General features: G+C 60.4%; 25 protein-coding genes. 13 read left to right on the forward strand and 12 right to left on the reverse strand.

The annotated features are described in order from the left end of the window. Nucleotides 1-75: 75 nt before the first annotated feature. Nucleotides 76-492, forward strand: coding sequence for a hypothetical protein (locus ACI2KS_RS25945; protein WP_404623881.1), 417 nt, complete (start codon nucleotides 76-78; stop codon nucleotides 490-492). A 100-nt stretch (nucleotides 493-592) separates the two neighbouring features. Here ACI2KS_RS25945 and ACI2KS_RS25950 read toward each other — a convergent pair whose 3' ends face one another. Both ACI2KS_RS25950 and ACI2KS_RS25955 read right to left on the reverse strand, forming a co-directional pair. Further along, the gene (locus ACI2KS_RS25950) at nucleotides 593-826 is read right to left on the reverse strand and encodes a DUF1161 domain-containing protein (RefSeq protein WP_404623882.1); all 234 of its coding nucleotides are present in this window, start codon (nucleotides 824-826) and stop codon (nucleotides 593-595) included. 144 nt (nucleotides 827-970) lie between these two features. Next, nucleotides 971-1,402 carry an OsmC family protein gene (locus ACI2KS_RS25955; RefSeq protein ID WP_404623883.1) on the reverse strand — a complete coding sequence of 144 codons (432 nt, stop codon included), beginning with the start codon at nucleotides 1,400-1,402 and terminating at the stop codon, nucleotides 971-973. 291 nt (nucleotides 1,403-1,693) lie between these two features. Here ACI2KS_RS25955 and ACI2KS_RS25960 point away from each other — a divergent pair, with 291 nt between their 5' ends. Continuing rightward, nucleotides 1,694-2,695, forward strand: coding sequence for an LLM class flavin-dependent oxidoreductase (locus ACI2KS_RS25960; protein WP_404623884.1), 1,002 nt, complete (start codon nucleotides 1,694-1,696; stop codon nucleotides 2,693-2,695). A gap of 200 nt (nucleotides 2,696-2,895) precedes the next feature. Here ACI2KS_RS25960 and ACI2KS_RS25965 read toward each other — a convergent pair whose 3' ends face one another. Both ACI2KS_RS25965 and ACI2KS_RS25970 read right to left on the reverse strand, forming a co-directional pair. Next, complete coding sequence (locus tag ACI2KS_RS25965; RefSeq protein ID WP_404623885.1) at nucleotides 2,896-3,120, reverse strand: DUF1161 domain-containing protein; 225 nt, start codon at nucleotides 3,118-3,120, stop codon at nucleotides 2,896-2,898. A gap of 143 nt (nucleotides 3,121-3,263) precedes the next feature. Continuing rightward, a complete protein-coding gene (locus ACI2KS_RS25970) occupies nucleotides 3,264-3,479 on the reverse strand; it encodes a dodecin (RefSeq protein WP_404623886.1) in 216 nt (71 codons plus the stop codon). Between the two features lie 180 nt (nucleotides 3,480-3,659). Between ACI2KS_RS25970 and ACI2KS_RS25975 the strand changes: the two genes are divergently transcribed. After that, a complete protein-coding gene (locus ACI2KS_RS25975; RefSeq protein WP_349801082.1) occupies nucleotides 3,660-3,986 on the forward strand; it encodes a DUF883 family protein in 327 nt (108 codons plus the stop codon). Here the strand turns inward: ACI2KS_RS25975 and ACI2KS_RS25980 are convergent, their stop codons facing one another. Continuing rightward, nucleotides 3,987-4,886 (reverse strand): LysR family transcriptional regulator, encoded by a 900-nt coding sequence (locus ACI2KS_RS25980; RefSeq protein ID WP_404623887.1) that lies wholly within the window; start codon nucleotides 4,884-4,886, stop codon nucleotides 3,987-3,989. 121 nt (nucleotides 4,887-5,007) lie between these two features. Between ACI2KS_RS25980 and trpB the strand changes: the two genes are divergently transcribed. The 3 genes from trpB to ACI2KS_RS25995 all read left to right on the forward strand — a co-directional run bounded on the left by trpB (nucleotide 5,008) and on the right by ACI2KS_RS25995 (nucleotide 7,679). Further along, complete coding sequence (gene trpB / locus ACI2KS_RS25985; RefSeq protein ID WP_404623888.1) at nucleotides 5,008-6,228, forward strand: tryptophan synthase subunit beta; 1,221 nt, start codon at nucleotides 5,008-5,010, stop codon at nucleotides 6,226-6,228. After that, complete coding sequence (gene trpA / locus ACI2KS_RS25990) at nucleotides 6,228-7,040, forward strand: tryptophan synthase subunit alpha (protein WP_404623889.1); 813 nt, start codon at nucleotides 6,228-6,230, stop codon at nucleotides 7,038-7,040. The genes trpB and trpA overlap by 1 nt, the downstream gene beginning before the upstream one ends. A gap of 126 nt (nucleotides 7,041-7,166) precedes the next feature. After that, on the forward strand, nucleotides 7,167-7,679 hold the full coding sequence (locus ACI2KS_RS25995; protein ID WP_404623890.1) for an anti-virulence regulator CigR family protein: 513 nt from the start codon (nucleotides 7,167-7,169) through the stop codon (nucleotides 7,677-7,679). Between the two features lie 103 nt (nucleotides 7,680-7,782). On the opposite strand, the gene ACI2KS_RS26000 is transcribed toward ACI2KS_RS25995, so the two are convergent. Continuing rightward, nucleotides 7,783-8,115 (reverse strand): DOPA 4,5-dioxygenase family protein, encoded by a 333-nt coding sequence (locus tag ACI2KS_RS26000; protein WP_404623891.1) that lies wholly within the window; start codon nucleotides 8,113-8,115, stop codon nucleotides 7,783-7,785. An 87-nt stretch (nucleotides 8,116-8,202) separates the two neighbouring features. Between ACI2KS_RS26000 and ACI2KS_RS26005 the strand changes: the two genes are divergently transcribed. Then, nucleotides 8,203-8,871, forward strand: coding sequence for an NAD(P)-dependent oxidoreductase (locus ACI2KS_RS26005; RefSeq protein WP_404623892.1), 669 nt, complete (start codon nucleotides 8,203-8,205; stop codon nucleotides 8,869-8,871). Nucleotides 8,872-8,935: 64 nt separating this feature from the next. Here the strand turns inward: ACI2KS_RS26005 and ACI2KS_RS26010 are convergent, their stop codons facing one another. Then, nucleotides 8,936-9,886, reverse strand: coding sequence for a choline sulfate utilization transcriptional regulator (locus tag ACI2KS_RS26010; RefSeq protein WP_404623893.1), 951 nt, complete (start codon nucleotides 9,884-9,886; stop codon nucleotides 8,936-8,938). 114 nt (nucleotides 9,887-10,000) lie between these two features. On the opposite strand from ACI2KS_RS26010, the gene betC reads away from it, so the two are divergent. Both betC and choX read left to right on the forward strand, forming a co-directional pair. Beyond that, a complete protein-coding gene (betC, locus tag ACI2KS_RS26015) occupies nucleotides 10,001-11,506 on the forward strand; it encodes a choline-sulfatase (protein ID WP_404623894.1) in 1,506 nt (501 codons plus the stop codon). A 38-nt stretch (nucleotides 11,507-11,544) separates the two neighbouring features. Further along, nucleotides 11,545-12,471 carry a choline ABC transporter substrate-binding protein gene (gene choX / locus ACI2KS_RS26020; protein WP_404623895.1) on the forward strand — a complete coding sequence of 309 codons (927 nt, stop codon included), beginning with the start codon at nucleotides 11,545-11,547 and terminating at the stop codon, nucleotides 12,469-12,471. A gap of 88 nt (nucleotides 12,472-12,559) precedes the next feature. On the opposite strand, the gene aroE is transcribed toward choX, so the two are convergent. Further along, nucleotides 12,560-13,387 (reverse strand): shikimate dehydrogenase, encoded by an 828-nt coding sequence (aroE, locus tag ACI2KS_RS26025; RefSeq protein ID WP_404623896.1) that lies wholly within the window; start codon nucleotides 13,385-13,387, stop codon nucleotides 12,560-12,562. Beyond that, nucleotides 13,387-14,307 (reverse strand): oxygen-dependent coproporphyrinogen oxidase, encoded by a 921-nt coding sequence (gene hemF / locus ACI2KS_RS26030; RefSeq protein WP_404623897.1) that lies wholly within the window; start codon nucleotides 14,305-14,307, stop codon nucleotides 13,387-13,389. Before hemF ends, aroE begins: the two co-directional genes overlap by 1 nt. Nucleotides 14,308-14,510: 203 nt before the next feature. On the opposite strand from hemF, the gene ACI2KS_RS26035 reads away from it, so the two are divergent. Further along, a complete protein-coding gene (locus ACI2KS_RS26035) occupies nucleotides 14,511-15,488 on the forward strand; it encodes an NADPH:quinone reductase (protein ID WP_404623898.1) in 978 nt (325 codons plus the stop codon). A 116-nt stretch (nucleotides 15,489-15,604) separates the two neighbouring features. On the opposite strand, the gene ACI2KS_RS26040 is transcribed toward ACI2KS_RS26035, so the two are convergent. From ACI2KS_RS26040 to ACI2KS_RS26050, 3 genes are all read right to left on the reverse strand, one after another. Next, nucleotides 15,605-16,162 (reverse strand): L-threonylcarbamoyladenylate synthase, encoded by a 558-nt coding sequence (locus ACI2KS_RS26040; protein WP_404623899.1) that lies wholly within the window; start codon nucleotides 16,160-16,162, stop codon nucleotides 15,605-15,607. Nucleotides 16,163-16,201: 39 nt separating this feature from the next. Next, nucleotides 16,202-17,314: a DNA-processing protein DprA gene (dprA, locus tag ACI2KS_RS26045; protein ID WP_404623900.1), complete on the reverse strand. Its 1,113-nt coding sequence runs from the start codon at nucleotides 17,312-17,314 to the stop codon at nucleotides 16,202-16,204. Between the two features lie 124 nt (nucleotides 17,315-17,438). Continuing rightward, nucleotides 17,439-18,464 (reverse strand): LysM peptidoglycan-binding domain-containing protein, encoded by a 1,026-nt coding sequence (locus ACI2KS_RS26050; RefSeq protein WP_404623901.1) that lies wholly within the window; start codon nucleotides 18,462-18,464, stop codon nucleotides 17,439-17,441. A 141-nt stretch (nucleotides 18,465-18,605) separates the two neighbouring features. On the opposite strand from ACI2KS_RS26050, the gene def reads away from it, so the two are divergent. Genes def through rsmB form a run of 3 tightly spaced genes read left to right on the forward strand, consistent with a single transcriptional unit; the run spans nucleotide 18,606 to nucleotide 21,463 of the window. Continuing rightward, the gene (gene def / locus ACI2KS_RS26055; protein ID WP_404623902.1) at nucleotides 18,606-19,112 is read left to right on the forward strand and encodes a peptide deformylase; all 507 of its coding nucleotides are present in this window, start codon (nucleotides 18,606-18,608) and stop codon (nucleotides 19,110-19,112) included. A 57-nt stretch (nucleotides 19,113-19,169) separates the two neighbouring features. Next, on the forward strand, nucleotides 19,170-20,141 hold the full coding sequence (fmt, locus tag ACI2KS_RS26060; RefSeq protein WP_404623903.1) for a methionyl-tRNA formyltransferase: 972 nt from the start codon (nucleotides 19,170-19,172) through the stop codon (nucleotides 20,139-20,141). Continuing rightward, nucleotides 20,138-21,463, forward strand: a complete 1,326-nt coding sequence (gene rsmB, locus ACI2KS_RS26065; protein ID WP_404623904.1) for a 16S rRNA (cytosine(967)-C(5))-methyltransferase RsmB — start codon at nucleotides 20,138-20,140, stop codon at nucleotides 21,461-21,463. Before fmt ends, rsmB begins: the two co-directional genes overlap by 4 nt. The last annotated feature ends 25 nt before the right edge of the window (nucleotides 21,464-21,488 follow it).

A 21,488-nucleotide genomic window follows, 5' to 3' on the forward strand; every position in this document is an offset into this window, starting at 1 on the left:
AAACCCAAGCGTTATGCCGCACAGCCGGCCACTGACGCAATCACCATCTTCATCTGCCTGAATGCGGAGTCTGTCATGCGCTTGCCCCTGTCGATCATTGCCCTGAGTCTGCTGGCCGGATGCGCCGGTCCGCTGCCCGCGGTCGATCCGCAACAGGCCTGGGTCGACCTGCACACCTTCACCGGCAAGACGCTGATGGCCGACAAGCTCGATGGAAAGCGAACCGAAGACGGCCGTTATTTTCAGGTAAGCCCAGGCAAGCACAAGCTCGAGGTGCGCTACGACTACGAATACGCCCCGGGTGGTCTGGGTCTGTCGATGGACATCTATAACGAACTGACCTGCTACGTGACGATCGACTATGACCACTTCGAAGCTGGCCATCGTTATCGCCTGGACGTGCGCCACATCGCCAACAGCATCGACGCGCAGCTACGCGATGAACAGCGCAAGGTGCTGGCCGAAGAGGGCAATATTTTTTGTATTCCGTGAAGCGTGATGCGAAACCAGCCCTATAGCAGTCCGGCTGGCCGGCGGTGGCGTTCCTGAGAATGTTACCCCCGGCAAGCCGGACTGCTACAGAGGGTTCAGCTTACCGATCATTCTTCTGATAGATGATCTTTTTGGTGCCGTTTTCACAGGTGCCCACGACCATGTTCTGATCATGCGCCTCTTCGTTGCTGACGATTTCCAGGGTGTAGGAGCTGACGTTCTGCGCCTGGATCTTGGCTTCGATCTCGGCCTTTAGCTCTTCGCAAGGCTTGGGCGCGGCGAGTACGCTGCTGGCCAGCGCACTCAGAATCAGGGTTGCGGCGATACGTTTCATGCTCGACTCCTTCGATGCCGTGCGATTCGCTGCGGCCCTTCATGTGACCTTACAACGCGCCAGCGGTTCTCCGGACGTTGAAACGCAGATGACCCGCATCCTGTGAAGCATGCGGGTCATCGGGATGTTGCGCTGCAGCAGCAATCAGCTCAGCAGGGTGGCATCCAGGGTGATCTTGGCGTTCAGTACTTTCGATACCGGGCAACCGGCCTTGGCCATGCCGGTCAGTTTCTCGAACTGTTCCTGAGTCGCGCCAGGTACCTTGGCCTTGAGGATCAGATGCACGGCGGTGATGGTGAAGCCGCTGTCGTCCTGGTCGAGTGTCACCTCAGCCTGGGTGTCGATGCTCTCAGCCGTCAGGTTCTCGCCGCCGAGGATCATCGACAGCGCCATCGAGAAGCAGCCCGCATGGGCCGCGCCGATCAGTTCTTCAGGGTTGGTGCCCTTGCCGCCTTCGAAGCGGGCCTTGAAGCCATAGGGTGCTTCGCGCAGCACGCCGGTCTCTGTGGAGATGCTGCCGATGCCTGACTTCAGATCACCTTCCCAATGGGCGGATGCTTTCTTGACGATGCTCATGGTGTCTCCTCATGAAATAAAGTGCGATTGACTCGCACATGGACCAAAAGTCTGAGGAGTGTAGGCGCGACTTAGTTCAACGGTTGTGACACCTGTGCTTTATTTGCTGATTTCCTCACGGGGATAATCCGACCAAATTAGTAGGAAATTTTCCTCTACCCATTGCAACCTCAAAATACGGCCTTATTCTAGAACCTTAACGCAAATATTTAGGCTTAACGCAGGGCTTGCTGTCGCGCGTCGAAGGCACAAGGCTCCGGACCAAGCCCCCAAGAGGATCAACAGCGGCCCATGAAACGATTAGCTGATGTGAAGATTTCCACCCTGGATCTGGTTCCGGTACGCGAAGACAAAGGTCCTGCGGTTTCGCTGCATAACTCGCTGGATCTGGCACAACACGTCGAGAAATGGGGCTACAACCGTTTCTGGGTCGCTGAACACCACAACATGGATGGCATCGCCAGTTCGGCCACCTCGGTGTTGCTGGCGTACCTGGCGGGAGGCACCTCCACCATCCGGGTCGGTTCCGGTGGAGTGATGTTGCCCAACCATGCACCGCTGGTGATCGCCGAGCAGTTCGGTACGCTGGCCAGTCTGTTCCCCGGCCGCATCGATTTGGGGCTGGGCCGTGCGCCTGGCTCCGATCAAATGACCGCCCGCGCCCTGCGGCGTGAACGCTCCGGCAGCGCTGATGATTTCCCCGATGACGTCGCCGAGTTGATGAGTTATCTCGGCCCGCGCCAGCCCCATCAACGCGTGATCGCCGTGCCGGGCACAGGTACCAACGTACCGATCTGGTTGCTGGGTTCGAGTCTGTTCAGCGCTCAACTGGCCGGTCAACGCGGTCTGCCCTACGCCTTTGCCTCGCACTTCGCACCGCGCTTCATGCACGAGGCGATCCGCGTCTACCGCAATCACTTCCAGCCTTCCGAGGTGCTGGACAAGCCATACGTGATGCTGGGCGTGCCGTTGGCCGCTGCCGATACCGATGAGCAGGCTGAATACCTGGTGACCTCGGTGTATCAGCGGATCCTCAACCTGATGCGCGGGCAGAGCCTGATGCAGAAGCCGCCGGTCGACAGCATGAACGGGCTCTGGCTGCCCCATGAGCGTGACGCGGTGATGGATTTCCTCGGGCTGGCGATGGTCGGCGGCCCGGAGAAAATCCGCGCCAAGCTCGACGTGTTGCTGGAGCAGACCGACGCCGATGAGTTGATTTTCACCTGCGACATGTACGAGCACGCCGACCGGCTGCGCTCTTACGAGATTCTGGCGCAAGTGGCCAAGGGCTGAGCCGATGCGGATCCGACCGCGCTGAATGCCGGTAGCAGTCCGGCTCGCCAGCGGTGCGCTAGTGAGGACGTCACCGCTGGCAAGCCGGACTGCTACAGGGGTCCATTCGCGACACCCGATCGAGGTTTGACGCGGCTAAGGCGCTTGCATAAAAAAACCGGCGCAGATGCGTCGGTTTTTTTATGGCTGCAACGGCTTGATCAGCCGCGTTTGTAGACGATTTCCTTGCTGCCGCCCTCGCAGGTGCCTACAACCTTGGCGTCACTGGCGCTGCCTTTGTCCACCGCTTCAAGGGTATAGGACGACACGCCCTTGGCTTTGATTTTCGCGTCGATGTCCGCCTTGACGTCATCGCACGATTTCCCGGCTGCCAGGGTGGTGCCCGCAATACTCAACAACCCTACCGCCAAAAGAATCTTCTTCATCGGTCACACTCCCTCGTCAGGCGCTTTTCAAGCGAAACAGGCCGCTACGAAGAAGCGGCCCACATACATCATCGCGCGTCGAATTCACGAGCAGCGCGCTAGGTATAGCGAAGGCTGTGGCATTCAGCCAGCGTAAAAGTTCATCAACTGTTGTCGATGCGAAAGCCCACTTTGATGGTCACCTGAAAGTGCGCCACCTTGCCGTCGGTGATGTGCCCGCGGGTCTCCAGCACTTCGAACCATTCCATGAATTTAACGCTTTTGGCGGCCTGGGCAATGGCATTCTGAATCGCTTCTTCAACGCTGGTGGTCGACGAGCCGACCAGTTCAAGCAGCTTGTAGGTGTGATGATCAGTCATGGCAGTTCTCCTCAAATGGGCTTCAATTGCAGCGTAGCAGTGAATGTTGCCTGCTATGTCTGTGGCGAAAAGCAGCCGAAAAGTTCACAAAGAACGGTACTTGGAAACCGCACTGCACTTTCTGAGAACCCTGTAGTCGGAAACAACACACGCCACTCATCACTGCAGGAGAGTCAAATCATGGCATTCACGTCATCCCGTAAAGCGTCTTTGCAAAGTATGGAAGCCGAGATCGAGAGTCTGCTCAAGTCTCTGGAGAGCTTGAAGTCGGATGCTTCGGACGAGTCGCGCAAAACTCTGAAAACCCTGAAAGCCAACGCTGAAAGCGCGCTGAGCCACTCGCGCAGCCTGTTGAGCGATGTCTACGAAGACGTCAAGGTGAAAACCCGCGAGACCAGCGTTGCCACCCGCGACTATGCACAGGAACACCCTTGGACCACCGCTGGCGTGGCAGTGGGCGCAGTCGGTCTGCTGGCGGCTTATCTGCTGTGCAAACGTGGCAACTGATTACACCTGACCTGAATGCGCAAGCTCTTGTTTGAGCCAATGGGCAAGCTGTTGAGCACGTCCGTCAGCGGCGCGTTTGGGTATCCATAACGCCAGTTGCGCCGGGGTTTCAGTGAAACCCCATGGCGCAGCCAGGCGCCCCGCCTTGAGGTCGTCCGCGACCAGCGGCTGCGGCGCAATCGCAACGCCAAGGCCAGCCACCGCGGCCTCCAGCAAATAGTACAAATGCTCGAATCCCTGGCCGTAGTGCAACGCGCCGGGCTCGATACCGTTCTGTTTCGCCCAGCTTGGCCAGGCTTGCAAACGCGACATGGTTTGCAGCAGCGGCTCATCCAGCAGTGCCTGCACAGGCGCATGCAGCAACGACTCGAAACGCGCAAAGCGCGGGCTCAATACCGGGCCGATCCGTTCGCTTGCCAGCTCCAACACCTGCATGTCGGCCGGCCACGGTGGCTCGGCAAATACCAGCAATGCGTCCAGGCCCGGACGGCGCGGATCGAGATCGCCTTCGCCAGCGGACAAATGCAGGCGCAAGTCAGGCAGATCGGCATTCAGCCGCCCCAGTCTGGGAATGAACCAGCGCGCCAGCAGACTGCCCGAACAGCCGAGAACGAACGGCGCATCGGCGCTGCCTCGGCTCAACTCGGCGCAGACCGTGCGCAGGCGGTCGAAGGCGTCGGCGCTGGCATCGCGCAGCCGGATTCCGGCATCTGTGAGTTTAAGGCCGCGTCCTTCCTTGCTGAACAGGCTCACACCCAAGTGCTCTTCCAATACTTTCAGCTGGCGACTGACCGCCCCGTGAGTAACATGAAGTTGGTCGGCCGCCTGGCTGACACTGTTCAGACGAGCGGTGGCTTCGAACGCGCGCAGGGCGTTGAGGGGAGGGAGGTCGCGGCTCATGGTATCTGTGAGTTTTCCTGACAGGTTGCGCCGATCTTATCGGTTTTCATCGGCGTTGGCGCTGGTTAAAGTGTGATCACTGCCTCAACGGCTAAACCTATTTGTTACCTCGGAGGTCCCCATGACCCAGACCCAATATCGCAACGGCCCAGACGCCCGCGGCATGTTCGGCGCATTCGGCGGTCGCTACGTCGCTGAAACCCTGATGCCGCTGATCCTCGACCTGAACCGCGAGTACGAAACCGCCAAGACCGATCCTGCATTCCTCAAGGAACTGGCCTACTTCCAGCGCGATTACGTCGGTCGCCCGAGCCCGCTGTATTTCGCCGAACGCCTGACCGAGCACTGCGGCGGCGCCAAGATCTACCTCAAGCGCGAAGAGCTGAACCACACCGGCGCGCACAAGATCAACAACTGCATCGGCCAGATCCTGCTGGCGCGCCGCATGGGCAAGAAACGCATCATCGCCGAGACCGGCGCGGGCATGCATGGCGTGGCCACTGCCACGGTCGCGGCGCGCTTCGGTCTGGAGTGCGTGATCTACATGGGCACCACCGACATCGAGCGTCAGCAGGCCAACGTGTTCCGCATGAAGCTGCTGGGCGCCACGGTGATCCCGGTCGTCGCCGGCACCGGCACCTTGAAAGACGCGATGAACGAAGCGCTGCGCGACTGGGTGACCAACGTCGACAGCACCTTCTACCTGATCGGCACCGTGGCCGGCCCGCACCCTTATCCGGCCATGGTTCGTGACTTCCAGGCAGTGATCGGCAAGGAAACCCGCGTGCAGCTGCAAGAACAGGAAGGCCGTCTGCCAGACAGTCTGGTGGCGTGCATCGGCGGCGGCTCCAATGCCATGGGCCTGTTTCACCCGTTCCTGGACGACACCAGCGTGCGCATCATCGGCGTTGAAGCGGCCGGTCACGGCATTGAGACCGGCAAGCACGCGGCCAGCCTGAACGGCGGCGTTCCGGGCGTACTGCACGGCAACCGTACGTTCCTGTTGCAGGACAACGACGGCCAGATCATCGACGCCCACTCGATTTCCGCAGGTCTGGATTATCCCGGCATCGGCCCTGAGCACGCCTGGTTGCACGACATCGGCCGCGTCGAATACACCTCGATTACCGACGATGAAGCCCTGGCTGCGTTCCACCAGTGCTGCCGCCTGGAAGGCATCATCCCGGCGCTGGAAAGTGCCCACGCTCTGGCTGAAGTCTTCAAACGCGCACCGACACTGCCAAAAGATCACCTGATGGTGGTCAACCTGTCCGGTCGCGGCGACAAGGACATGCAAACCGTCATGCACCACCTGGATCTGTCCCAGCAGGAGAAACACTGATGAGCCGCCTGCAAACGCGTTTTGCCGAGCTGAAAGAACAAAACCGTGCCGCCCTGGTGACCTTCATCACCGCAGGCGACCCGGGATATGACACCTCGCTGGCGATCCTCAAGGGCCTGCCCAAAGCCGGCGCCGATGTCATCGAGCTGGGCATGCCGTTCACCGATCCAATGGCTGACGGCCCGGCTATCCAGCTGGCCAACATCCGTGCCCTGGACGCCCGGCAGAACCTGGCTAAAACCCTGCAGATGGTTCGTGAGTTCCGCGTTGAAGACAGCACCACACCGCTGGTGCTGATGGGTTACTACAACCCGATCCACAACTACGGTGTCGAGCGTTTCATTGCCGAGGCTCATCAGTCCGGCGTCGACGGCCTGATCGTCGTCGATCTGCCGCCGGAACATAACAACGAGCTGTGCGACCCGGCACAGGATGCGGGTATCGACTTCATCCGCCTGACCACACCAACCACTGACGACGTACGGCTGCCGACCGTGCTCAATGGCAGCTCGGGCTTCGTTTATTACGTATCGGTTGCGGGTGTCACCGGTGCAGGTGCCGCTACGATCGAACACGTCAAGGAAGCCGTCGCTCGTCTGCGTCGCCATACCGACCTGCCGATCAGCGTCGGTTTCGGCATCCGTACGCCGGAACAGGCGGCAGCCATAGCGCGTGTGGCCGATGGTGTGGTCGTCGGTTCGGCACTGATCGACCAGATCGCCAGCGCCGAAACGGCTGAGCAGGCAGTGAGCGGCGTGCTCAAGCTCTGCTCGGCGTTGTCCGAAGGCGTGCGCGGGGCCCGTGGCGGCTGAAGGTAAAGTTTTTGATACAGAGGAATCTCCACCTTCGTTAGCAGACTAAGCAGTACAGCAAAAGGGGTTCAGGACCTGATTCTGAACCCCTTTTTGCTGACTCGAATTTGCTCAGGAGCACGCTACATGAAAGTCTCGAATCGTTTGATCGCCGGGTTAGGCGTGCTGATGGTCAGCGCCAGTGCGCTGGTTCACGCAGCGCCACCGGATCAACGTGGCGGCCATGACGACAATGGCCCCGGTCAGCATCAGGACCACGCCCAGCAAGGCGGGCCGCAAAGTGGCTCGCAGGGCAATCGAGGCAATGACCACGGCGACGACCATCGCAACGATCAGCACGCCGACAACCGTGGCGGCGATCAGCGTGGGGGCCGGCCGCCTGAAGATTTCGGCGACGTGCGTCGCACGATCCAGGAACATCGCGAAGTCATCGGCCGTGGCCAGCCGTTGCCGCCGAACATCCACGTCGTCAAGGGCCACCCGCTGCCACGCGGATATGGCCGTCGCCTGGACGATCGCTCGTTGCAGTACCTGCCACGCTATGACGGCTACGAATGGCGTCGCCTGGGGCCGGACGTGGTGCTGATCGCGATTGGCAGCGGGATTGTCTATGAGATTTTGGAGGGTGTTTTGAACTAAGCAACACACTTCACCAACCCGTAGCAGTCCGGCTTGCCGGCGATGGCGACCTTGGAACCGCTACCGCCGGCAAGCAGGACTGCTACAGAGTCCGACGCCGCGATCAGCGCCTGAACATCCCGACATTCAACTCCCGCACTGCCCCCATCCAGATCGCGTGTTCGGTGTGGTCCGCCAGGTCATCACCCGTCGATGGATGGGTGAACACCACCAGACCGTTGCGATTAAGCGCCAGATACAGCATCACATCGGCAAATTTGCGATGCTCGAATGCCAGCTGACAACTCCAATCCGGATGCGGTCCGACCGGGCGCTCATGCACCCGTCCCATGCGAATATCGAATTTTGCCGCGACGCTCTCGCACAACGCGCGCGCCTGCTCGATGGTGCTGGCGTCGAAATAAACATGAGCGTGATAACCCTCGACAGGTGACATGTCCGGTCCTCTCTAAACGTGGAACAGCCCAAGGCGCTGCTAGTCTCATTAAAGGTGAGAGTTATCCACAGACCTGGATCAATTACCATGAAGAACGCAGAAACCCCGGTGATGAAAATCGCCTTGTTCGGCGCCATCAGCAGCTTTGGCAGTGCTTTGATGGCCGAGTTGCTGCGACGCCAGCATGAGGTCATCGCGATTGTCGATGACCTCAATGCCCTGGCCCCCAGGCCAGGTTTGCGCACCAAGGTGGGGAATCTGTTCAACGCCGAACGACTCGGCGAAAGCATTGCTGGTTGCTCTTCGGTGATCTGCCTGCTCGATGCCAAGGTGTTGCCTGTCGGTGCCGGGAACGAGCGGGCAGCCATCGACCTCACACCCGAAGAACAGCTGATCGCCACCCACACCCTGCTGTCGTGCCTCGACAGGGCGCAAACAAAACGACTGGTCCTGGTCGCGGACATCCAGTTATTGCACGACCAGCCGCTACCGGATTATCGAGACCCGAACCTCGATCAGTTCCAGGCCTCAACGTTGATTGTCGATGCCTTGCGCAACAGCGACGCCGACTGGACGCTGGTCAGCGCACCCCAAGGTGTCGCGGGATTGAGCATCGAGCACTTCAGCCAGACGAGCAAAACCCTGGAGCCCGGCCTGGAAATCCCGCTGGAGGTACTGGGGCGGGTAGCGGCCGGCATCGCCGATGAGCTGAAGCTCAACCTGCATGTGCGCCAGTATGTGAATTTCGTGGTTTGAAAGTTTTCCTGACGTTGCCCGGTCAGAGGCGGGGGCGTTTGCCCTGTTACACCTCGATGCAGCCCTAGACCGCAATCGACGGCAACGGCTTGCCAACAAGCGAATCCCCGCTCAGCGACTGTTCGCTTTTTAACCAGTCAACGAATCGCTGGACGATCTGCACGCGTCGTTTGCGCTGCGGCAGGACGATGTAATAGCCGTACGCCGAGATGGCAGTGGCTTCGATGGGTCGGCACAACAAACCTTGCTCCAGCAGATCATCGACCAGGTGTCGCCAGCCGATTGCGACGCCCTGGCCGCCAATCGCCGCCTGAATCAACAGCGTGTAATTGTCGAAACGCAGTTGCCCAGGCGCCGGGGCCTGAGCGATGTTGAGCGCACGGAACACGCCGCCCCAGTCGAACCAGTTATTGCCGCCTTCGCCACGCAGATGCAGCAACGCGAACTCCCTGAGCGCCTCGACCGGCAGGGGCAGGTCGCGCCCCCTCAGCAGCCGCGGGCTGCACACCGGAAACACTTCCTCACTGAACAACCAGTGGCTCTCACCCTGCTTGAAGCGCCCGTCGCCAAACAACACGGCGACGTCGATATCCGCCCGCAACATGCTGTGGCTACGCTCGCTGGTCACCAGACTCACGTCCACGTCTGGATTGTCTTTGTGGAAGCGATGCAGGCGCGGCATCAGCCAATAGGCAGCGAACGCGAAGTCGGTGGCGACCTGCAGCACCTCATGCTGATGCTGTTCGGTAATCAGGCTGAGCCCGGCATCCATCGATTGCAATCCGGCCTGTACATGATTGAACAGAATCTCTCCGGCGTCAGTGAGCTCGATGCCGCGATAGATACGGTCAAACAGGCGCGTGGCCAGTTGTTCTTCTAACCTTTTGATTTGCTGGCTGATCGCCGGTTGCGTGGTGCCCAGTTCGATCGCGGCAGCAGTAAAACTGCGCAATCGAGCGGCCGCCTCGAAACCGCGCAACAGATCCAGTGACACATCACCCAGAACTTTAAACATAAGCGTGGCTTATCCTACACATTGCGTTTAACGGGCTTTACCGCTGATCCCATGGGTCCCATTCTCTGGAACAGCAATTTCGCATAAATATTCACTATGGAATGCCGCGAAGACATGAAGCGCAAGAACATTCTTTTCATCATGGCCGATCAGATGGCCGCGCCGATGTTGCCGATGTACGCCTCATCTCCAATCAAGATGCCTCATTTGAGCCGCCTCGCCGCTGAAGGCGTGGTGTTTGACGCCGCTTATTGCAACAGCCCGTTGTGCGCGCCGTCGCGTTTCACCCTGGTCAGCGGTCAACTGCCGAGCAAGATCGGCGCCTACGACAACGCGGCCGATTTCCCCGCCGATGTTCCCACTTACGCGCATTATCTGCGCCGCCTGGGCTACCGCACCGCCCTGTCGGGCAAGATGCACTTCTGTGGCCCCGACCAGCTGCACGGCTATGAAGAGCGTCTGACCAGCGATATCTATCCGGCCGACTATGGCTGGGCAGTGAACTGGGATGAGGGCGACGTGCGTCCGACCTGGTACCACAACATGTCGTCGGTGTTGCAGGCGGGCCCCTGCGTGCGCACCAATCAGCTGGATTTCGACGAGGAGGTGGTGTTCAAGGCCCAGCAGTATCTGTTCGATCATGTGCGCGAAGACGGCGACCAGCCGTTCTGCCTGACCGTATCGATGACCCATCCGCACGACCCGTACACCATTCCCAAGGACTACTGGAATCTCTACAGCGACGATGAGATTCCGATGCCGGCTGCCCCGCCAGCCCAGGCCGATCAGGACCCGCATTCCCAGCGTCTGCTCAAGGTCTATGACCTGTGGGACAAGCCGCTCCCCGAGCAGAAGATTCGTGATGCCCGTCATGCCTACTTCGGCGCCTGCAGCTACATCGACGACAACGTCGGCAAACTGCTGAAGACCCTGGAAGATACCGGTCTTGCCGAGGACACCATCATCGTGTTCTCCGGCGACCATGGCGACATGCTCGGCGAGCGCGGTCTCTGGTACAAAATGCACTGGTTTGAAATGTCCGCTCGCGTGCCGCTGCTGGTGTACGCTCCGGGCCAGTTCAAGGCCGGTCGAGTGAAGGCCGCTGTGTCCACCGCCGACCTGTTGCCGACCTTTGTCGCGATGGCTGAAGGCGAGCTGGACCCCGGGCTGCCGCTCGATGGTCGCTCGCTGATGCCGCATTTGCAGGGCACCGGCGGCCACGACGAAGTATTTGGCGAGTACATGGCCGAAGGCACCAACAGCCCGTTGATGATGATTCGTCGCGGCGCTTATAAATTCGTTTATTCGGAACGCGATCCATGTCTGCTGTATGACGTGTACAACGATCCGAAAGAGCAGGAAGAGCTGAGTCAGTCAGAACTTCATCGCGACCTGTTCAATGCGTTCCTGGTCGAAGCCAGGGCCAAGTGGGACATTCCGGCGATACACCACCAGGTGCTCGCCAGCCAGCGTCGTCGGCGTTTCGTCGCCCAGTCGCTGGCCCTCGGCAAGCTGAAGAGTTGGGATCACCAGCCGCTGGTAGACGCCAGTCAGCAATACATGCGCAACCATATCGATCTAGACGATCTGGAGCGCAAGGCCCGTTATCCACAACCTTGAACCCTGCCAACACCTAGAAAACCAAAAAGGGGCACACCATGAAGAAATTGTTCACAACGCTGGCGATTGGGGTCATGAGCATGAGCGGCGCCGTTGCGTATGCCGCTGACGCAAGCTGCAGCACGGTGAAGATGGCTGATCCTGGCTGGAGCGACATCGCGGCCACCAACGCCACCGCAGGCTTTCTGCTCGATGGCATGGGTTACAAGACCAAGATCGATACGCTGGCAGTGCCGATTGCCTATGGTGGTCTCAAAGACGGTCAGATGGACGTTTTCCTGGGCAACTGGATGCCTGCGCAGCAGGGCTTCTACGACAAGTTCATCGCCACCGGTGACGTGACGCAGTATGCGAAGAATCTGGAAGGGACGGAGTTCACCCTGGCCGTTCCCGATTACGTCTACGACGCAGGTGTGCATGACTTTGCCGACCTGAACAAATTCGCCGACAAGTTCCACAAGAAGATCTACGGTATCGGCTCGGGGGCTCCCGCCAACGCGTCGATCCAGGAGATCATCAAGAAGAACGAGTTCGATCTGGCCGACTGGAAACTGGTCGAGTCGAGCGAGCAGGCGATGCTGGCCGAAGTGCAGCGCAACGTGAAGAAGAAAGAGTTTGTGGTCTTCCTGGGCTGGACCCCGCACCCGATGAACGTGCAGATCAAAGGCATGCACTACCTCAAGGGCGGCGAGAAATACTTCGGTGATACCGGCAGCGTTTACACCGTGACCCGCAAAGGCTACGCCGATGCATGCCCGAACGTGGCCAAGCTGTTCTCCAACCTGACATTCACTCAGGACATGGAAAACACCATCATGAAGAATGTGGTCGACAACAAGATCAGCAATACCGAAGCGGTGAAGGCTTGGCTCAAGGCCAATCCGGCAGTGCTGGAGAAGTGGTTGAGCGGCGTGAAAACCGTTGATGACAAGGATGCCTTGCCAGCGGTCAAAGCCAAGCTGTAAACCATTCGTTCAAAGCATCGCGAGCAAGCTCACTCCTACAGAATGTGAGCTTGTTCGCGATGGCGTCCTTTCAGCCGGGGATGTTTTTTCAGGCTGTTGCCATCAACCGCCGCAACTCGGCCAGCACCGGGGCCGAATCCGGGCGCACACCGCGCCATAGATAAAACGCCTCGGCTGCCTGCTCCACCAACATTCCCAAGCCATCCACCGCCTGCCCGGCCTTGTGCTGCGTCGCCCAGCGGCAGAAAGCCGTCGGCTCGCTGGCATACATCATGTCGTAGCAGAAGGTTTCGCCGGGCCGAATGAGGCTGGCGGCGATCGGAGGTAGCTCGCCCGCAAGACTGGCTGAGGTAGCGTTGATGATGATATCCACCGGCTCTTCCAGCCAGTCGTAACCGGCGGGCAGCACCGGCCCCAGGTCAGCGAATTCCAGCGCCAGTTGCTCGGCCTTTTCCACCGTACGATTGGCGATCACCAGCACGTAGGGCTCCTCGGCCAACAGTGGCTCCAATGCGCCGCGCACCGCTCCGCCGGCGCCCAGCAGCAGAATGCGTTTGTCCTTGAGCGTTACGCCATGGTTGACCTGCAGATCCCGTACCAGCCCGGCGCCGTCGGTGTTGTCACCCAACAGACTGCCATCGGCCTGCCTGGCCAGCGTGTTTACAGCACCTGCGCGGCGACCCCGCTCGGTGAGTTGATCGGCGAGGCGAAAGGCCTCTTCCTTGAACGGCACCGTGACATTGGCGCCCCGGCCGGTCTTGAAAAAAGTTTGGGCAAACGCAGTGAAGCCATCCAGCGGTGCCAGTGCGGCCTGATAATCCAGCGTCTGTCCGGTTTGCTCGGCAAACAGGCGATGAATCAGCGGCGATTTGCTGTGGCCGATGGGGTTGCCGAAGACGACGTATTGATCAGTCATTATTTGCCCCCCTCAGCCAGCCAGTCTCGATCCTGCAGGAAATACTCGGTCAGACGGGCTTCTTCGCTGCCCGGCACGGCTTTCCAGTCGTAGCCCCAGCGCACTTGCGGCGGAAGCGACATCAGGATCGACTCGGTACGCCCGCCCGACTGTAGGCCGAACAGCGTGCCGCGGTCGTAGACCAGGTTGAATTCCACATAGCGGCCACGGCGGAACTCCTGAAATTCGCGTTGTTCAGGCGTGTAGGGCGTGGCTTTGCGGCGTTGGACGATGGGCAGATAGGCGTCGACGAAGGCATCGCCGATTGCTCGCACAAACGCAAAGCTGGTGTCGAAGTCCCACTCGTTCAAGTCATCGAAGAACAGACCGCCCACGCCACGCGGTTCATTGCGGTGCTTGATATGGAAATAACGGTCGCACCAGGCTTTGTAGCGTGGATAGACATCCGCCCCGAACGGCGCACAGGCCTGTTCGGCCACCCGGTGCCAATGCACGCAGTCTTCTTCCACGCCGTAATAGGGGGTCAGGTCAAAACCGCCACCGAACCACCAGACCGGTTCTTCGCCTTCTTTTTCAGCGATGAAGAAACGCACGTTGGCGTGCGAGGTCGGAACATGTGGGTTATGCGGATGCATGACCAGCGACACGCCCAGTGCTTCGAAGCCGCGACCGGCAAGTTCCGGGCGGTGGGCGCTGGCCGAAGGTGGCAGTCCGGCGCCGAAGACATGGGAAAAATTAACGCCGCCTTTTTCGATGACGGTACCGTTTTCGATCACCCGGGTCCGGCCGCCGCCGCCAGCAGGCCGCTCCCAGGCGTCCTCGATGAAACGGGCGCTGCCGTCTTCCTGTTCCAGCGCGGCGCAGATCCGGTCTTGCAGATCAAGCAGGTAGGCTTTGACGGCATCGGTGCGAAAGGACATGGCGGTACCTTGAGTAAGCTGTTTTAGGCGTCATCTTGAATACGGTTTCAGCTGGCCAATCCAGCGATAGCCGAAACGGGGCCTCGAAATTGGCGCGTAGCATATCACCGGCCCGGTGGCTGCCGCAGTTGACGAAGATCAAACGAAGGAGTCCGATAGAACCCTTTCGCATTTCTTGTTTCGATCCATGACGGAGAAAGCAAATGGCAAAGCGTATCCAGTTCCGCACCCACGGCGGCCCTGAAGTGCTTGAGTATGTCGATTTCGAACCCGCCAGCCCGGGCCCGAAAGAAGTACTCGTGCGCAACAAAGCGATTGGCGTCAACTTCATCGAAACCTACTTTCGCACCGGCCTGTACCCGGCCCCGTCCATGCCGTCGGGCCTGGGCAACGAAGGCGCGGGCGTGGTCGAAGCGGTCGGCAGCGAGGTTACTCACGTCAAGGCCGGAGACCGGGTGGTCTATGGGACAGGTCCGCTGGGCAGCTACAGCGAGTTTCATATGATCCCCGCCGCCAACCTGGCCAAGCTTCCGGACGACATCAGCTTCGAGCAGGGCGCGGCAGTCATGCTCAAGGGCCTGACGGTGCAGTACCTGTTCCGCCAGACCTACGAAATTCGTCCTGAGGAAATCATTCTGTTCCACGCCGCTGCCGGTGGCGTGGGCTCCATCGCCTGCCAGTGGGCAAACGCCATGGGGGTGAAACTGATCGGCACCGTCAGCTCGCCGGAAAAGGCCGCCCACGCCAAAGCCAACGGCGCCTGGGAAGTGATCGACTACAGCAAGGAAGACGTGGCCAAGCGAGTGCTCGAGCTGACCGATGGCAAGAAAGTGTCGGTGGTGTACGACGGCGTCGGCAAAGACACCTGGGAAACCTCGCTCAATTGCCTGGAACTGCGCGGCCTCCTGGTCAGCTTCGGCAATGCTTCAGGCCCGGTAGCGGGCGTGAACCTGGGCATTCTGGCGTCGAAGGGCTCGCTGTACGTCACCCGTCCAACGCTGGGCTCATACGCCAACAGCCCGCAAGCGCTACAGGCGATGGCCGACGAGGTGTTCGGCATGGTTGCCAGCGGCAAGGTAAAAGTCGATGACATCCGCAAGTACGCCCTCAAGGACGCTGGCCAGGCCCACACCGATCTGTCGGCGCGGCGTACCACCGGGTCGATGATACTGGTGCCTTAGCGCAAATCCCTGCAAGAGCGAGCTTGCTCGCGATCGCGGTGTGTCAGTAAATGGACTCGTAACAGACATGTAGCAATCGCGAGCAAGCTTACTCCTACGGTTTGAAATGAGGGGTATCACCCCGCCCGCATCACTTGGGCTGTGACCAGGTCACGAATCACGCTCGGGTTGCGCCGGCCGCCCAGCTCGCCGCCCAGGACCATGTCCAGTTGATCATGGAAATACTGCTCGATCCGCAACCGGGACCGCGCCGCAGGCCTGCCGGTGGGGTTGGCGGATGTCGATACCAGGGGACCGGTCAAGGCACATAACTCGCGCACTTGTGGGTGATCGCTGACGCGCAGCGCCACGGTGTCACGACCGCCGGTGATCCAGTCGGGCAACAGGCCCTGATGCGGCACCAGCCAGGTGTTGGGACCAGGCCAGGTGCTGGCCATGCGATCAATCCACAGCTCGGGAAAGTCATCGAAGAGAAAGTCGAACTGATTAATATTGTCGGCGATCAGGATCAGGCCTTTTTCCACCGGCCGCGCCTTGATCGCCAGCAAACGATAGACCGCCTCGGGATCCCAAGGGTCACAGCCCAGCCCCCATACCGCTTCGGTTGGATAGGCAATTACCGCCCCGGCCCGGATTTCTCGTGCGGCTTGTTGCACACGCCAACTGCTGACCATCGTTCGCTCTCCGAATTAACGCTGGTGGGCATTTTAACCTCAGGGCGCCCGGGCAAACCATCGCCCGGCTTCACATGCCACCAGGCTGTCGAGTTCCAGATCCGTCAACGCTGCCAACACCGCAGGCAGGGGCAGACCACTGCTCAGCGCCAGACCCTCGCTGGTCTGCGGCGCGGCATGCAGCAAGGCGAGCAGCGGGTGATCGGAGCGCGGGGCGTTTTGCGAAGAGTCATTGTCGGGCGGCAGGTTCTTCCAGCCTTGCAGCGCCTCAAGAATATGCGCAACCGTTTCGACCAAGACCGCGCCCTCACGGATCAGCTGGTGGCAACCTCGCGCGCCGGGGTGATGGATCGACCCGGGAATGGCATACACCTCGCGCCCTTGCTCTGCCGCAAGGCGTGCGGTGATCAGCGATCCGCTGGCGACACTGGCTTCGACTACCAGCACGCCCAGTGACAGCCCGCTGATGATTCGATTGCGCCGCGGAAAGTTGCTGGCATGAGGGCCGGCATCGAGCGGTAGCTCTGAAATGACTGCGCCACCCTGTGCCTTCATGGTCGCTGCAAGTTGCCGGTGCCGCTGTGGATAAAGTTTTTCGACCCCTGTGCCGAGCACCCCGATTGTGCCGCCGTTTACATCCAGTGCCCCTTGATGCGCTGCGCCGTCGATACCCTGCGCAAGACCACTGGTAATGACAAATCCTGCCCCCGCGAGGCTGCGTGCGAAGGCGGCGGCGGTATCCAGCCCAGGCTTGGAAGCGCGCCGGCTGCCCACCATCCCAAGCTGTGGACGATCCAATAGAGCGGGGTCACCGGCGATGAAAAGCAGGGGCGGCGGATCGGCAATTTCTGCCAGTAGCGCAGGGTAGTCGGGGTCGTCCCACATCAGCAAATGCTGGTCCGGATGCTCTAACCAGGCCAGTGCAGCGCTGGCGCCATCCCGCACCTCGGGGCTGCGCCGGGCATCGGCACAGGCAGCTGGCATTCGCAACGAGCGCCACGCAGAAGCTGGCGCACTGAGCGCGGCTGAGGCATTGCCAAAGGCATCGATGAGGGTTTGAAAGCGCTTCGGACCAATTTCGGGCAGTCGATGAAGACGCAGGCGCGCCTCCAGCTCGGCCGGGGAATGCCCGGCCTTTTCGAACAGTGGCATAAGATCTTCCTTGATCCCGAGCCCACTTCATAAAGTGGGCAAACCTGTGGATAACTCTGTTAACAACTATTAGATAAGTGAAGCATGGCGGTGGAAAAAAGTGTGAGGCAGCTGATACATAGCATTACGGATTGTGCACCCGGTCGTTCACCGCCAGAGATCGGGTGGCATGCAGAACCATCGCGTAACTCAGCCGATCATACGTGCGAAACACCATCGCCAGGCCAGCCCGCTCATCAGGAATCTTGACCTGCTCGCCGCTGATCCGGTCGCGCACGGTTTCACCGGCCTTGAAGATCGCCAAGACGTTCCCTTCGACAAGGCCATCCTTGCGGCCACGGTCCAACGTCACTACATCGAATTCACCAATCTGGGTGACGCCGCGTGGCACGTCGATAATCATGCCGTCGACAGGCCTGGCCGGCTCGCTGGGAACAAAGGTCGAGTTGATCGCACGCTCTTCGCTGACGAACAGGCGATCGCCCAGACGCACTTCCTGGGTCGAGCGTTGCATCTGCAGGGTCGCCACGTCGCCTTCGTTGGCCACGATCTGGCCGCTGCCGATGTCGTCCGCGTTAATGCCTAGCGGCTCATCGGTCTCGGGGTCGAAGTACGTTTTGCCCTGACGGAAGATTCCGTAGGAGGTGTGGCTTGGGTCGAAGCTGCCCCGTGCGTAGATCCGGTCTCCGGCGCCACTGAGCACACGCTCGCCATTGCCGGCCAGGATATACGGCGCATCATCGAATTGTTTGGCCGTGTCCATGATGCGGTTGTTGAGCAGGAAGGCATTGATCGCGCCCAACGGGATGGTTGGAATGGCGTCGGCGATAGGCGTACTGCGTACTCGTGGGGACAGTTTTATCGTGCCGCGCGATTCACCCCGGTTGACCATGATCCTTGGCTGACCGTCCACATAAGTAAGGATCAGGGTGTCGCCGGGGTAGATCAGATCAGGGTCGTGCACCTGTGGATTGGCTCTCCAGAGCTGCGGCCATTTCCACGGCTGGCTGAGAAACTTCCCGGAAATGCCCCAAAGTGTGTCACCGCCGACAACGGTGTAACTCTGTGGATGGCCTTCCCTCAGTTGTACTTGCGCCTGAACAAGGCCAGTCGCGGCCAACAGCAGCAGGGCGAGTAGTGATTTCCTCATGCGGTGAATCCCTTTATCATGTTGGCTTCGCGTGAAACATTGAGTCCTGCGAGACTTCGGTTTTACTAAGGCTGCCCGCTTGTGACGTCCACAGCCTAGCAGCCGATTTTGACTTTACCCTACAGTGCAGCGCTTACGTATATGGCCATTCTGAACATTCTCGAGTTTCCCGATTCGCGCCTGCGCACCATCGCCAAGCCGGTGGCTGCGGTGGACGACGGCATCCGCCAGTTGGTCGACGACATGTTTGAAACCATGTACGAAGCCCCTGGCATCGGCCTGGCGGCAACGCAGGTTAACGTACACAAGCGGGTCGTTGTAATGGATCTCTCCGAAGATCGCAGCGAGCCGCGGGTATTCATCAACCCCGAGCTTGAACCGCTGACCGACGAAATGGATCAGTACCAGGAAGGCTGCCTGTCAGTGCCTGGCTTCTACGAGAACGTCGACCGTCCGCAGAAGATCAAGGTCAAGGCCCTGGACCGCGACGGCCAGGCCTATGAACTGATCGCCGAAGGCCTGCTCGCCGTGTGCATCCAGCACGAATGCGATCACCTGAACGGCAAGCTGTTCGTCGACTACCTGTCCAGTCTCAAGCGTGACCGGATCAAGAAAAAGCTGGAAAAACAGCACAAGCAGAACGCTTGATCCCTCACCCCAAAAGGCCTGTTCAAAGGCCTTTTTTATTTACCGAACGAGAAGCCCATGACTGAGCCATTGCGCATCGTCTTCGCCGGCACCCCGGAATTCGCCGCCGAACACCTCAAAGCCCTGCTCGCCAGCCCTCACCAGGTGATCGCGGTCTATACCCAGCCTGATCGTCCGGCGGGCCGTGGCCAGAAGCTGATGCCAAGCCCGGTCAAGCAACTTGCCTTGCAACACGGCATTGATGTGCTGCAACCGCCGACCCTGCGCGACCCGCAGGCACAGGCAGAACTGGCCGCGCTCAACCCCGACTTGCTGGTGGTGGTCGCCTATGGCCTGATCCTGCCGCAAGTGGTGCTGGATATCCCGCGCCTGGGTTGCATCAATAGCCACGCGTCGCTGCTGCCACGCTGGCGCGGGGCGGCGCCGATCCAGCGCGCTGTGCAAGCCGGCGACGCCGAAAGTGGCGTGACCGTGATGCGCATGGAAGCCGGGCTGGACACCGGTCCCATGCTGCTCAAGGCGATCACGCCGATCAGCGCCGAGGACACCGGCGGCACACTGCATGATCGTCTGGCCGAACTGGGTCCGGTCGCCGTGTTGCAAGCGATCACGGGTCTGGCAGATGGCACGTTGGTTGGTGAAGTGCAGGATGACAGCCTCGCCACCTATGCCCACAAGTTGAACAAAGACGAGGCGCGCATCGACTGGACGCGTCCGGCCGAAGAACTGGAGCGTCTGGTACGGGCCTTCAATCCATGGCCGATCTGTCATAGCACGCTCAACGGCGAAGCGCTGAAAGTGCTGGCCGCCCAGGTCGCCGAAGGGCAGGGCGAGCCGGGCACTATCCTCAGCGCCAGCAAGGACGGACTGATCGTTGCCTGTGGACAGACCGCCCTGCGTCTCACGCGCCTGCAATTGCCAGGCGGCAAAGCGCTTGGTTTCGCTGATCTGTTTAATAGTCGCCGCGAGAAGTTCGCTGTCGGCACCGTGCTGGGACAGGCCTGCGATCAACAAGAGCGCGCGCAATGAATCCGCGTCTGGCCGCAGCCAAGGCCCTGGCTGCCGTACTCAGTGGCAAGGCCTCGCTCAACAGTTCCTTGCCGACGCAATTGGACAAGGTCGAAGACCGTGATCGGGGACTGACTCAGGATCTGGCATTCGGCACGGCGCGCTGGGAGCCTCGGCTGTCGGCGCTGGCGGCCAAATTGCTGCAAAAACCCTTCAAGACCGCAGACAACGATGTCCAGGCATTGCTGCTGGTGGGGCTGTATCAGCTGTTCTATTCGCGGATTCCCGCTCACGCCGCCATCGGCGAGACCGTCGGCTGTGCCGACAAACTGAAAAAACCTTGGGCCAAGGCGCTGCTCAACGCCGTGCTGCGTCGCGCCCAGCGTGAAGGCGAACAACTGCTGACCGAGCTGGAACATGATCCCGTGGTGCGCACCGCCCACCCACGCTGGCTGCAAAAGGCCCTGAAAGCGGCGTGGCCGCAGCAGTGGGAAGCCATCTGCGCGGCCAACAACGCCCATCCGCCGATGATCTTGCGCGTCAATCGCCGACACAAGACCCGCGCTCAGTACCTTGATCTGCTGCAAGACGCAGGCATCGCCGCTGCTGCCGGCGCGTTCAGTCAGGACGCAATTGTCCTGACCGAACCTTGCGACGTTCGCTCGCTGCCGGGTTTTGCCGACGGCTGGATCAGCGTGCAGGATGAGGCCGCGCAACTGGCGGCCGATCTACTGGAGCTGGCACCGGGCCAGCGCGTACTCGACGCCTGCTGCGCGCCGGGTGGCAAGACTTGTCATCTGCTTGAAGTGCAGCCTGATCTGGGCGGTGTGGTCGCGGTGGATCTGGAAGCCAAGCGCATGGTGCGTGTGCGGGAAAATCTCGACCGACTGGGGCTGAGCGCCGAGCTTATCGCCGCCGATGCCCGCGCTACCGATCAATGGTGGGACGGCAGGCCGTTCCAGCGCATTCTGCTCGACGCGCCTTGCTCGGCGACAGGCGTCATTCGCCGTCATCCCGACATCAAGCTGACCCGTCAGGCCGACGACATTGCGGCCCTGGCGACGCTGCAGGGTGAGCTGCTCGATGCGTTATGGCCGACGCTTGAAGTCGGCGGCATGCTGTTGTACGCCACGTGCTCGACGCTGCCCACGGAAAACACCGAAGTGATCGAGGCCTTTCTGGCCCGCACGTCGGGAGCACGTGAGCTGGACATTGCCGGCCAGCAAGGCAACCCGCCACCGGGCCTCAAGCAACCTCACGGTCGCCAGTTGCTGGCGCAGGAAGGCGGTCATGACGGCTTTTATTACGCCAAACTGATCAAGGTTGCGGCGCACTCAGACTGATTCCCCTGTAGGAGTGAGCTGCTCG

The organism is Pseudomonas sp. NPDC087358 (assembly GCF_044900785.1).
In the GTDB taxonomy this organism is placed as follows: domain Bacteria; phylum Pseudomonadota; class Gammaproteobacteria; order Pseudomonadales; family Pseudomonadaceae; genus Aquipseudomonas.